The sequence below is a fragment of the Kytococcus sp. Marseille-QA3725 genome (assembly GCF_054950055.1).
In genome coordinates this window covers 753,066-764,774 of record NZ_JBUCLA010000001.1, presented here as the reverse complement: position 1 = coordinate 764,774, position 11,709 = coordinate 753,066, and the positions used below count along the sequence as shown (strand labels likewise).

Genomic DNA, 11,709 nt, shown 5'->3' with positions numbered 1-11,709 from the left:
CGGGCCCCGCGGGACTCGTAGACTCACCCGCCATGACCACGACCCCCTCGCCCGAGCAGCCCGAGTCCACCACCGACACCGGCTGGACGGGCGAGCAGGGACGCCGCGGACCCTTCCGGGTGGGGGAGCGCGTGCAGCTGACCGACCCGAAGGGCCGCATGCACACGATCGTGCTGGAGCCCGGCAAGCGCTTCCACAACACGCGCGGCCACATCTTCCACGACGACCTCATCGGCGCCTCGGACGGCAGCGTGGTGATCCACTCGACCGGGGCGCAGTGGCAGGCCCTGCGGCCGCTGCTCTCGGACCACGTCATGTCGATGCCGCGTGGCGCAGCAGTGGTCTACCCCAAGGACTCTGCGCAGATCGTCGGCATGGCCGACATCTTCCCCGGTGCCGTCGTCGTCGAGGCCGGCGTCGGCTCGGGCGCGCTGAGCATGTCCCTGCTGCGGGCCGTGGGAGAGAGCGGCCGGCTGCACAGCTTCGAGCTGCGCGAGGAGTTCGCCGAGATCGCCCGGGCCAACGCGCGGGCCTTCCTCGGGGGCGACCACCCGGCCTGGAGCATCCACCTGGGCGACCTGGCCGACGAGCTACCCCGCGCCCTGGCACCCGGCAGCGTGGACCGCGTCGTCCTGGACATGCTGGCCCCCTGGGACTGCCTCGAGGCCGTCGGTGACGCCCTGACCCCCGGCGGGGTGCTCATCTGCTACGTCGCCACCGCCACCCAGCTCTCCCGCGTGGCAGAGGCCGCCCGCGACCACGGGGGCTTCACCGAGCCGCGCGCCTGGGAGTCGATGGTGCGCGGCTGGCACCTGGAGGGGCTCGCCGTGCGCCCGGAGCACCGCATGCACGGGCACACCGGCTTCCTCATCTCGATGCGCCGCCTCGCACCGGGGACCGACGCCCCCGAGCTGGCGCGTCGCCCCGCGAAGGCCGGTGACGACGCGGACGTCTCGGCCGGCGGGTGGACCGGGCGCCACGCCGAGGAGGAGTGGACCGGAGAGAACCTGGGGGAGCGGTGGATCTCCCCGAAGAAGCTCCGTCGGGTGCGCCGGGACCAGCAGCGGCAGGAGGAGCTCGGTTCCACCCGCCTCGAGGAGTCCTGAGCCCCGCCGGTCAGCGCCGGGTCAGCAGACCCGCGACGGCGCGCCAGCCCAGCAGCAGGACCCCCAGGACGATGGTGGTCACCATCACGAAGGACCAGGCAGTCCCCTGACCGGTGAGCTGCCGCAGGGCCATGCCCAGCAGCACGGTCGCCACCAGCACCACCAGACCGTTGCCGAGCCCCGAGGGGACCCGGCGCCGCACCGCGGCGCTGGCCACCCACCCCAGGACGCCACCCACCCAGAAGGGCCAGGCGGTCTCGGGCACGCCGGTCAGGACGCTGCCGGTGTCGTGGCTGCGGCGCCCCAGCCCGGCGAACAGGGCGATCGACCCGGCATCCAGCAGGGCAGCGACCCAGACGGGCACGCGGCTGTGGAAAGTGGTGCGGGAGGGGGCATCCGGGCGGGCAGATCGAGTCATGGACACACCGTACGTCGGCCTGCAGGTCTCCCCTTGAGCAGATCATGGGCCGATTCCCAGCCGATGCACAGACTCGCGCGTCTACGATGCCCGGGACCTCCGTGTCACACAGACCCACAGTCAACCGGTGAGGAATCTTTCCGTGAAGCGCACGCCCGTCCGTCTCATCGCCCTCGTGTCGACTGCTGCCCTGGCGCTCAGCGCGTGCGGCGGGGAAGACTCCGGCGACGACAAGTCCCAGTCCGAGGCCCCGGCCTCCTCGTCCGCCGAGGGCGGTTCGTCGGAGGAGTCGGGCGGCGAGTCCAGCGAGGACGCCTCGGGCGACTCCGGCGAGGAGTCCTCCGCTCCCGAGGACGGTGCGTCCGAGTCGTCCTCCGACTCCTCGGCCGGTTCCAGCGGCCCCGCCTCGGACCCCTCGGCCTCGGGTGACAAGGAGCAGAAGGACTCCGACGGCAAGAAGCCGGACCCCAAGGCCGCCGGCAAGCTCGAGGACCTGGACATCAAGGGCGGCGACAAGCCCAAGATCGACTTCGGCGACAAGCCGTTCACCGTGTCGAAGGTGCAGGAGAAGGTCGTCGAGGAGGGTGACGGCGACGAGCTCACCAAGGACCACACCGCGATGGTCGTGTACGCCCTGTACAACGGCACCTCCGGCAAGGAGCTGCAGAACGCCTTCGGGCAGCAGGCCGTGCCGCTGAAGCTGGACGACGAGCAGACCATCAAGGCCCTGCAGAAGGCGATGGAGGGCAAGAAGGTCGGCAGCACCACCGCCATCGCGCTGCCCGCCAAGGAGGCCTTCGGCGAGCAGGGTGCCCCGCAGCTGGGCCTGGACGCCGGCGACTCGGTGGTCTACCTCATGAAGGTGACCGACGCGTCCAAGCCGCTCAAGGAGGCCACCGGCAAGGAGAAGGAGGCCCCCAAGGACTTCCCCAAGGCCGAGGTCTCCAAGGACAAGCCCGCCAAGATCACCATCCCCGACGCGGCCGCCCCGAAGAAGCTCAAGGAGGCCACACTCATCGAGGGCGAGGGCGAGGAGATCAAGAAGGGCGACCAGATCACCGTGCACTACACCGGTGTGAAGTGGGCCAAGGGCAAGGAGGGCAAGAAGTTCGACTCCTCGCACGACCGCGGCACCCCCGCCTCCTTCCCGATCGGCGTCGGCCAGGTCATCCCCGCCTGGGACGAGGTGTTCGTCGGCAAGAAGGTCGGCTCGCGCGTCGAGCTGGTCGTCCCGCCGAAGGAGGGCTACGGCGAGCAGGGCATGCCGCAGGCCGGCATCAAGGGCGACGACACCCTGGTGTTCGTCGTCGACATCCTGGACCGCCAGGAGGGTCAGCAGCAGGGCGGCCAGCAGGGTGGTGGCCAGGGCGGACAGCAGCAGGGCGGCCAGGGCTCCGGCGAGGGCTCCTCGAAGTGACCCGCGACTGAACCCTCGGGCTGCCTGACCCGGAACCCATCAGGCACACTGGGCCCTCACCGACGCGTGAGGGCCTTCGTGTGCCCTCGGAGAGGCTGGCCATGACCGACGTGCAGCGCAGCAAGCCCGAGATCGACTTCCCCGAGGGGGAGGCCCCCGCCGAGCTCGTGGTGGAGGAGATCGTCGAGGGCGACGGCGCCGAGGCCACCGCTGGCGACGTGATCGCCGCCCACTACGTGGGCGTGGCCTTCTCCACCGGCGAGCAGTTCGACGCGTCCTGGGACCGCGGCACGCCGCTGCAGTTCCAGCTGGGCGTCGGCCAGGTCATCGCCGGCTGGGACCAGGGCATGCAGGGCATGCGCGTCGGCGGGCGCCGCAAGCTCACCATCCCGGCCCACCTCGCCTACGGCGACCAGGGCGCCGGTGGCGTCATCGCGCCGGGGGAGACCCTGATCTTCGTCGTGGACCTGCTGGCCGTCGCCGGCCGCTGACCAGGGACCGCGGAACCGGACGAGCGAGAGGGCGAGGTGCGCATGGCTGCAGCCGGGAGGGGGCACGACCCCAACCTGAAGACCGAGCGGCTGCTGAACCTCCTACTCGCCCTGCTGAACACCCGCCGACCGCTCACGAAGGCGGAGATCCGGCGGCTGATGCCCGAGTACCAGGAGGGCACGGCTGAGGCCTTCGACCGCACCTTCGAGCGCGACAAGAACGACCTGCGGGCCCTCGGGGTGCCGATCACGACCGGTCCGGTCGACCCCGGCTTCGACGACGAGGAGGGCTACCGCGTCGACCCCGACGAGTACGCCCTGCCGGAGCTCGTCTTCACGTCCGAGGAGCTGACCATGCTGGGCGTCGCCGCCGGCGTGTGGGGGCAGGCCTCGCTCTCGTCCGCCGGGGAGCGGGCACTGCGCAAGATCAGCACGCTCGGCCCCGAGGGGGTTCCGGAGGACACCGGCGAGGCAGCGGACGACGCACCGGCCGCCCTCGGCGTGCAGCCCGTGATCCGCACCCCCGAGGCCGCCTTCAGCGGGCTGCGCGACGCGATCGCCGCACGCCGGGCGGTGACCTTCGACTACCGCCGCAGCGGGGCGCCGGTGAGCCGACGCCGCGTGCACCCGTGGTCGCTGCTGCTGCGACGGGGACGCTGGTACGTCACCGGGTTCGACCTGGACCGCGACGCACCCCGGGTCTTCCGCCTCTCGCGCGTCGTGGGTGCGGTGCGCGCCACCGGCCGCGCGGGTGTCGTCCAGGTGCCTGCCGACCACGACCCCTCGGCCATGATCGTTTCGGCCACGCAGGGGCGCCCCGACGCCGTCGAGGCCCGGGTGACCGTCCGCAGCGGCCGTGGCTGGGCGCTGCGCCGCTGGGCCACCTCGGTCACCCCCGTGGAGGACGGCGACCTGCTGCACCTGCCCGAGGCCGACCGCTCCCGCATCGTCGGCCAGCTCGCCGAGCTGGGGCCCGACCTGCTCGCCGTGGAGCCCGACGACCTGCGGGCGCAGGTCGTCGACCGGCTGCAGCAGGTGCTCACCGCCGACCAGCCGCCAGAGGAGGACTGATGGCCGCCGAGTCCGCGACCGCCCGGCTGGAGCGCCTGCTCGCGATGGTGCCGTGGCTGCTGCAGCGCCAGGGGGTGGGCCTGGAGGAGGCCGCTCGCACCTTCGGCGTCTCCACCGCGTCCCTGGAGCGCGACCTGCAGCTGGTGTTCATGTGCGGTCTGCCCGGGCGCATGCCGGACGACCTCATCGACGCGCAGTGGGACCACGGGCACGTCTACCTCCGCAACGCCGACACGATCGCCCGCCCCCTGCGGCTGGGCCCCGACGAGGCCATCGCCCTGGTGGCCGGCCTGCACGCCCTGGCCGGTGCCCCGGGGCTGGACCGGGAGGACCGCGAGCGGGCCGAGGAGCTCGCCGAGCGCATCGCCGCCGCGGCGGGCCCGCTCCGCCCGCTCGTCGAGGGCACGGTCGTGCACGAGGCCTCCGTGCCGACCGACGAGCACCTGGCCCACCGACTGCGGCGCGCCGTCCAGGACCACCGGCTGGTGCGGATCGTCCACGTGGCCCACGGACGGGACCGGGCGACCTCGCGCGAGATCTCCCCGATGCGGGTGGTGACCGCCGACGGGCAGACGTACCTCGAGGGCTGGTGCCACGAGGCACGTGACGTCCGTCTCTTCCGGCTGGACCGGATCGCCTCGGCCGAGGTGCTGGAGGCCGACGGGACACCGCCCGCGGAGGCCCGCCCGCGCGACCTGGGGGCCGGAGCCTACACCGGCGGCCCGGACGACACCGAGGTGGTGCTGGACCTCAGCCCCGAGGCCGACTGGGTGGCGGAGTACTACGGCGCCACGGACGCCGCGGAGGCCGGCACCGCAGGACGCCGCCGGGTGGTCGTGCGCGCTGCCGACCCGGCGTGGGTGACCCGCCTGGTCTGGAGCACCGGGGGAGCCGTGCGGGTGGTGTCCCCGGAGGGCCTCGTCGGGGCCGTCGAGGAGGGCGCGCGGGAGGCCGTTGCACGGTTGTCCGGCGCGGACGCGCGTACCGTACAGTGACAGCGCCCCGTCCACGGGCTCAGATCCGAACTAGGAGTCGCCATGGCACGCCTCTTTGACAACCCGCTCATCCTGCTCATCCTCGTCGTCGTCATCGTGCTGGTGTTCGCCTCGGCGAAGCTCCCGGACATGGCCCGCAGCCTGGGTCGCTCGGCCCGCGTGCTGAAGTCCGAGGTGGGCGAGATGAAGAAGGACGGCAAGGACGACACCGTCGACGGCGAGGCCACCGAGGTCCGTGCCGAGGCCCGCCCGTCCTCCGCCCGCACCGCCGACACCCCGGTGCGCGACGACTCCTGGAACCCCGACGACCACGCCCAGCAGTACGACGAGCGCCACGCCGGTTCGCGTCTTTCCGACCCCACCCGTGCGACCGACGAGCGCACTGACGGCACCCGCCTGAACTGACCCGCGTGTCGCCCCGTACTCCCTTCTCCAAGAAGGCTCCGAACCCGGAGGGCCGCATGGCCCTGGTGGAGCACTTCAAGGAGCTCCGCAACCGCGCGGTCATCGCTGCCGTCGCGGTGGTCGTCGGGCTCTGCGTGGGGTGGTACTACTACGAGGCCATCGCCAGCTTCCTCATGGAGCCGGTGAACGAGGTCGCCCGGGCGAAGGGCAAGACCGTCACCGGTCCCAACTTCGGTGCCGGCGGTGTGACCCAGCCGTTCACCATCAAGGCGAAGATCGCCGCCGTGGTGGGCGTCATCTTGGCCAGCCCCATCTGGCTCTGGCAGTTCTGGGCGTTCATCCTGCCCGGCCTGTACCGCCGCGAGAAGATGATCGCCCTCGGCTACTTCCTGGCCGCGGTGCCCATGTTCCTGGCCGGCTGCCTGCTGGCCCTGTGGGCCCTGCCCGCCGCGGTGAAGGCGCTGCTGCAGACCTTCACCCCCGACGGCGGGGAGAACCTCATCGCCGCCGAGCCCTACTTCGCGTTCGTCGGCAACTTCATCCTGTGGTTCGGGCTGGCCTTCCTGCTGCCGGTCATCATGGTGGCGGTCAACCACACCGGGCTGGTCAGCGGCAGGGCCATGCTCAAGGGCTGGCGCTGGGCCACCGTGTTCGTGCTGGTCTTCGCGGCCCTCGCAGCCCCCGAGCCGATCTCGATGATCACACTCACCATCCCGATGATGCTCATGTACTTCATCGCCTGTGGCATCGCGATCATGCGCGACAAGGCGCGCAAGCGCAGCCGTCCGGAGTGGATGGACGCCGACGTGGACAGCGCCTCGGCGCTCTGAGCGCACTCCGTCGCGAGGGACTGGTCGTCCACACCTAGGGTGAGGGCATGTCCAGTCCCTCCGATCGTTTCGCCGCCGCCAAGCGTCGCGCGAGCCACCCGCGGCTGCAGGACTTCCTCCTCCGTCAGCCCTTCGAGCTGGACGCCTTCCAGGTGACCGCCTGCGAGGCCGTCGAGGACGGGCACGGGGCCCTGGTGGCCGCGCCGACCGGCGCCGGCAAGACGGTGGTGGGGGAGTTCGCCGTCGACCTCGCCCTGGCCACCGGGCGAAAGTGCTTCTACACCACGCCCATCAAGGCCCTGAGCAACCAGAAGTACCACGACCTCGCCGAGGAGTACGGCGAGGCGAACGTCGGCCTGCTCACCGGCGACTCCTCGGTCAACGGCAACGCCTCCGTGGTGGTCATGACCACCGAGGTGCTGCGGAACATGCTCTACGCCGACTCACCCACCCTGGCCGGGCTCGGCTTCGTGGTAATGGACGAGGTGCACTACCTGGCCGACCGCATGCGGGGCGTGGTGTGGGAGGAGGTCATCCTCCACCTGCCCGACGACGTGCAGGTGATCAGCCTCTCGGCCACGGTGAGCAACGCCGAGGAGTTCGGCGCCTGGCTGCGGCAGGTGCGAGGCGACACCGAGGTCGTCGTCTCCGAGGTGCGCCCGGTGCCGCTGTGGCAGCACATGATGGTGGGCAACGACCTCTACGACCTGTTCCCCGAGGGCGGCGTCGCGGCCCACCGAGGGAGCGCCCGGCAGGTGAACCCGGAGCTGCTGGCCCGCCTGCGCACCGCCTCGCACGAGCAGCACGGCTCCTGGCACCGCGAGGACGCCGGGGCCCCCAGCGGACGGCGGGGCAGGGGCCGGCGCGGCGGGCGCGGTCCGCGGCACGGAGGCGGCGCCCCGCGCGCCCGGGGCGTGGGGACGCCCTCGCGGGCCCAGGTCGTGCGGGCGCTGGAGGACGACGGGCTGCTGCCGGCGATCGTCTTCATCTTCAGCCGTGCCGGCTGCGAGGGGGCGGTGGGACAGCTGCTCGCCTCGGACACGCGCCTCATCAGCGACGCCGAGGGCGAGGCGATCCACGACGAGGTGGAGGCCCGGGTGCTCTCGGTGGCCCCGGAGGACCTCGGGGTGCTCGGCTACCACGACTTCGTCGAGGGGCTGACCCGTGGCTTCGCCGCGCACCACGCGGGCATGCTGCCGCTCTTCCGCGAGATCGTCGAGGAGCTGTTCGCCGCCGGCCGGATCCAGTGCGTGTTCGCCACCGAGACCCTCGCGCTGGGGGTCAACATGCCGGCGCGCACCACGGTCATCGAGAAGCTCGTGAAGTTCAACGGCGAGACCCACGCCGACCTCACCCCGGCCGAGTACACCCAGCTGACCGGGCGTGCGGGGCGGCGCGGCATCGACGTCGAGGGACACGCAGTCGTGCTCTCGGGGCCGCGGGTCGACCCGGTGCACGTCGCCGGGCTGGCCTCCACCCGCACCTTCCCGCTGAAGTCCTCCTTCCGACCGTCGCCGAACATGGCGGTCAACCTGGTGGACCGGCTGGGCCGTCCCGCCGCGCGAACCCTGCTGGAGGAGTCCTTCGCCCAGTTCCAGGCCGACCGCGCGATGGCGGGCCACTCCCGGTCGGTGGAGCGCAACACCGAGGCGATGGAGGGTTACGCCGAGGCCATGGAGTGCCACCTCGGTGACTTCTCCGAGTACGCCGAGCTGCGCCGGCAGCTCACGCAGGCCGAGAAGGACGCGGCCAAGCGACGAGGTGCCGCACAGCGTGCGCAGGTGGCCGCCGTGCTGGGCGAGCTCGTGCCCGGCGACGTCATCCGCATCGGCACCGGCCGGCGGGCCGGGCGTGCGGTGGTGATCACCGGCACGCACGGGGTGCGCAAGAAGCACGACGACGTCGCGCTGGTGACCGACGCGGGTCGGCTGCGCACCGTGGTGGCGGCCGACCTCGACGCCCCGCCCGTGGTGCAGGGCCGGGTGAAGGTGCCGCAGCGCTTCAACCCCCGCAAGCCGAAGGACCGCAAGGACCTCGCGGCCACGATGCGGGCCAAGGTGCCGGACGTCGATCCGGCGCCGACGCAGGAGGAGGACGGCGCGACCGAGGCGGTGGCCCCGGCGGCCGACCCGCGCACGGGCGTCGACCGCATCGACGAGCTGCGGGCGGCCCTGCGACGCCACCCCTGTCACGCCTGTCCCGACCGCGAGGAGCACGCCCGCTGGGCGACGCGCCTGCAGACGCTCGAGAAGGAGACCGCCGGGCTGCGGCGCAAGGTCGCGCGGCGGACGCACACCGTGAGCCGGACCTTCGACCGCATCTGCGCGCTGCTGGTGGAGTGGGGCTATCTCAGCGAGGACGGGCAGGAGGTCACCGAGGCCGGGCGGATCCTGCAGCGCACCTACACCGAGAAGGACCTGCTGGTGGCCGAGTGCCTGCAGCGGGGCATCTGGCAGGGGTTGGACGCCTCCGAGCTCGCCGCCGTCGCGTCGATCATCATCCACGAGCCCCGGCGCGGTGAGGTGACGGTGAACCCCTCCATGCCCTCGGACCGGGTGCAGCTCGCGTACGACCGCATGATCGGGCTCTGGTCGCGCATCGAGGACGCGGAGATCGAGCACCAGCTGCCGCCCACCGACCAGCCGGACGCCGGCATGGCCTGGATGATGCACCGCTGGGCCTCCGGGGCACGGCTGGAGGTGGTGCTGCGCGACTCCGAGCTCTCGGCCGGGGACTTCGTGCGCCGTGCCAAGCAGGTGGTCGACCTGCTCGGGCAGGTCGAGTTCGCCGCGCCGCACCAGTCGGTGCGGGGGACGGCCCGCAAGGCGATGGGGCGGGTGCTCCGCGGAGTGGTGGCCGCCGACCGCCTCTGACCCGCCCCCTCCCTTCCTCCCCCCGGCCCCTTCCCCGCATCCCCGGCCCCTTCCCCGATTTGGTCCCCTGATGCGCGCATCTCGTCGCGACACGCCGGGAATCGCGGCGACTCGTGGAGATCAGGTGGCCAAATTGCTGGAAGGAGGGGCGTCGTCGGGGCCTGGGGAGTCGAGGCCGAGGGCGTCGAGCAGGCGCCCGACCGGCCCGCCGAGGTCGTAGCGCTCCACGAGCGCAGCCAGGGCGGCCGGATCGGCCACGGCCGTCGGCAGCTCGAGCGCCTCGTCGTCGATCCTCAACGGCACGTCCCGCGCGACCTCCACCACCCGGGGAGCCGCACGCAGGTACTCGCGCCCCTCCTCCAGGCGGGTCCGTTGGGCACCCTTGAGCCGCTCGTCCCCGCCGTCCAGGGCCTCCAGCACCCCTGCCAGCGAGCCGAACGTGTCCAGCAGCTGCACGGCCGTCTTCTCGCCGATGCCCTGCACGCCCGGCAGCCCGTCCGAGGGGTCACCGCGGAGCACGGCCATCTCCGCGTAGGCGCGCCCGGAGGTCAGCCCGTAGCGCTGCACCAGCCAGGACTCGTCCACCTCGTCGGCGTCCCGCACCCCACCCCGCGCCGTGTAGAGCACGCGGACGCTCGCGGCGTCGTCCACCAGCTGGAACAGGTCCCGGTCGCCGGTCACCACCTCGACCGGACGGCGTCCCGCAGTGCGCTCGGTGAGGGTGCCGATGACGTCGTCGGCCTCGAACCCGGGGGCGCCCACCCGGGCGATCCCCACGGCGGCCAGCAGGTCGACGATGACGGGCACCTGCGGCACCAGTTCGGCCGGCGTGTCCTCGGTCGTCCCGGTCGTGTCACCGGCCGCCAGGCGGTGGGCCTTGTAGCTCGGGATCGCCTCCACCCTGAACGCGGGGCGCCAGTCGTCGTCCCAGCACATCACCAGGGCGCCGGGGGAGCGGTGGCTGATGAGGGAGGCGGTCATGTCCACCAGGCCGCGCACCGCGTTGTTCGGTGGGGCCTGCGGGTCGCGGCGCCGGTCGGGCACCCCGTGGAAGGCGCGGTAGTACAGGCTGGCTGCGTCGACGAGCATCAGGCTGGGAGCGGTCACCCGCCCAGCCTAGGTCGAGCGGCGCCTAGGGTGGTGCGGTGAACCATCGGGAGCTCGACGCCATCGACCACCACATCATCAGCCAGCTCACGCACGACGGGCGGCTGAGCTTCACCGACCTCGCCCAGCGGGTGAACCTCTCCACCTCGGCGGCCCACCAGCGGGTGCGCCGGCTGGAGGAGGAGGGCGTCATCCAGCACTACACGGCGGTGGTCGACCCCGAGGCGGCGGGCCTGCCGATCACGGCCCTGCTCTCGCTGACGCCCTTCGACCCGGGTGACCCGGACGACGTCCCCGACCGACTGCGCCACCTGTCCTCCATCGAGGCATGCTGGTCGGTGGCCGGCACCGCGAGCTACGTGCTGCTGGTGCGCGTCAGCCGCCCCCGGGCGCTGGAGGACCTCATCGCGACCATCCGGGCGACGGCCCGCTGCGCGACCACCTCGACGATGGTGCTGACCACCCCGTGGGAGAACCGGCCGGCGTTCGGCGGGGCTCAGGACTGACGCACGTCAGCAAGCCGCCCGCCGGTGGCCAGCAGGAACGCCGCGGGCGCGATCTCGACGTCGAAGCCGCGCCGCCCACCGCTGACGAAGACGGTCTCGTGCTCCTCGAGCCGGCGGTCCACCACCATCGGCAGCCGGGTCCTCTGCCCGAACGGTGAGATGCCGCCCACCACGTAGCCGGTCGCGCGCTCGGCGGCGGCGACGTCGGCCATGGAGCAGCGCTTGACTCCCAGCTCGCGGGCGACGGCCTTGGTGTCCAGCCGGTCGGCGACGGCCACCACGGCCACCGCGAGCTCGTGCCTCCCCTTGCCACCGCTGTCGACGACGAGCGTCTTGAAGATGCGCTCGGGTTCGATGCCCAGGGCCTCGGCGGCCTCCTCCCCGTAGCCCTCCACCTCGTCGGCGTGCCCGAAGGCGTGGCCGGTCCAGTCCACCCCGGCGGCGTCGAGGGCGAGCGTGGCGGGCGTCGTGGGGATCCTCATGCCCCGAG

General features: G+C 72.6%; 12 protein-coding genes. 9 read left to right on the top strand and 3 right to left on the bottom strand.

The window, feature by feature from the left end; all coding sequences use genetic code 11:
• Positions 1 to 32: 32 nt before the first annotated feature.
• The gene (locus tag ACY8FT_RS03485; RefSeq protein WP_462417547.1) at positions 33 to 1,106 is read left to right on the top strand and encodes a tRNA (adenine-N1)-methyltransferase; all 1,074 of its coding nucleotides are present in this window, start codon (positions 33 to 35) and stop codon (positions 1,104 to 1,106) included.
• Positions 1,107 to 1,116: 10 nt separating this feature from the next.
• Here the strand turns inward: ACY8FT_RS03485 and ACY8FT_RS03480 are convergent, their stop codons facing one another.
• The gene (locus ACY8FT_RS03480) at positions 1,117 to 1,524 is read right to left on the bottom strand and encodes a DUF3054 domain-containing protein (protein ID WP_462417546.1); all 408 of its coding nucleotides are present in this window, start codon (positions 1,522 to 1,524) and stop codon (positions 1,117 to 1,119) included.
• Positions 1,525 to 1,651: 127 nt separating this feature from the next.
• On the opposite strand from ACY8FT_RS03480, the gene ACY8FT_RS03475 reads away from it, so the two are divergent.
• The 7 genes from ACY8FT_RS03475 (at position 1,652) to ACY8FT_RS03445 (ending at position 9,606) form a co-directional block, all read left to right on the top strand.
• Positions 1,652 to 2,941, top strand: a complete 1,290-nt coding sequence (locus ACY8FT_RS03475) for an FKBP-type peptidyl-prolyl cis-trans isomerase (protein ID WP_462417545.1) — start codon at positions 1,652 to 1,654, stop codon at positions 2,939 to 2,941.
• A 101-nt stretch (positions 2,942 to 3,042) separates the two neighbouring features.
• Positions 3,043 to 3,432, top strand: a complete 390-nt coding sequence (locus tag ACY8FT_RS03470) for an FKBP-type peptidyl-prolyl cis-trans isomerase (RefSeq protein WP_462417544.1) — start codon at positions 3,043 to 3,045, stop codon at positions 3,430 to 3,432.
• 42 nt (positions 3,433 to 3,474) lie between these two features.
• A complete protein-coding gene (locus tag ACY8FT_RS03465; protein ID WP_462417543.1) occupies positions 3,475 to 4,503 on the top strand; it encodes a helix-turn-helix transcriptional regulator in 1,029 nt (342 codons plus the stop codon).
• Positions 4,503 to 5,498 carry a helix-turn-helix transcriptional regulator gene (locus ACY8FT_RS03460; RefSeq protein WP_462417542.1) on the top strand — a complete coding sequence of 332 codons (996 nt, stop codon included), beginning with the start codon at positions 4,503 to 4,505 and terminating at the stop codon, positions 5,496 to 5,498. Before ACY8FT_RS03465 ends, ACY8FT_RS03460 begins: the two co-directional genes overlap by 1 nt.
• A 42-nt stretch (positions 5,499 to 5,540) precedes the next feature.
• Positions 5,541 to 5,903, top strand: a complete 363-nt coding sequence (gene tatA, locus ACY8FT_RS03455) for a Sec-independent protein translocase subunit TatA (protein WP_462417541.1) — start codon at positions 5,541 to 5,543, stop codon at positions 5,901 to 5,903.
• Between the two features lie 5 nt (positions 5,904 to 5,908).
• On the top strand, positions 5,909 to 6,733 hold the full coding sequence (gene tatC, locus ACY8FT_RS03450; protein WP_462417540.1) for a twin-arginine translocase subunit TatC: 825 nt from the start codon (positions 5,909 to 5,911) through the stop codon (positions 6,731 to 6,733).
• 47 nt (positions 6,734 to 6,780) lie between these two features.
• Positions 6,781 to 9,606, top strand: coding sequence for a DEAD/DEAH box helicase (locus ACY8FT_RS03445; protein ID WP_462417539.1), 2,826 nt, complete (start codon positions 6,781 to 6,783; stop codon positions 9,604 to 9,606).
• 120 nt (positions 9,607 to 9,726) lie between these two features.
• Here ACY8FT_RS03445 and ACY8FT_RS03440 read toward each other — a convergent pair whose 3' ends face one another.
• Complete coding sequence (locus ACY8FT_RS03440; RefSeq protein WP_462418389.1) at positions 9,727 to 10,695, bottom strand: 5'-3' exonuclease; 969 nt, start codon at positions 10,693 to 10,695, stop codon at positions 9,727 to 9,729.
• A 56-nt stretch (positions 10,696 to 10,751) separates the two neighbouring features.
• Here ACY8FT_RS03440 and ACY8FT_RS03435 point away from each other — a divergent pair, with 56 nt between their 5' ends.
• Positions 10,752 to 11,219, top strand: coding sequence for an Lrp/AsnC family transcriptional regulator (locus ACY8FT_RS03435; protein ID WP_462417538.1), 468 nt, complete (start codon positions 10,752 to 10,754; stop codon positions 11,217 to 11,219).
• On the opposite strand, the gene ACY8FT_RS03430 is transcribed toward ACY8FT_RS03435, so the two are convergent.
• On the bottom strand, positions 11,210 to 11,701 hold the full coding sequence (locus ACY8FT_RS03430) for an aminoacyl-tRNA deacylase (RefSeq protein ID WP_462417537.1): 492 nt from the start codon (positions 11,699 to 11,701) through the stop codon (positions 11,210 to 11,212). The genes ACY8FT_RS03435 and ACY8FT_RS03430 overlap by 10 nt on opposite strands.
• Positions 11,702 to 11,709 lie beyond the last annotated feature (8 nt).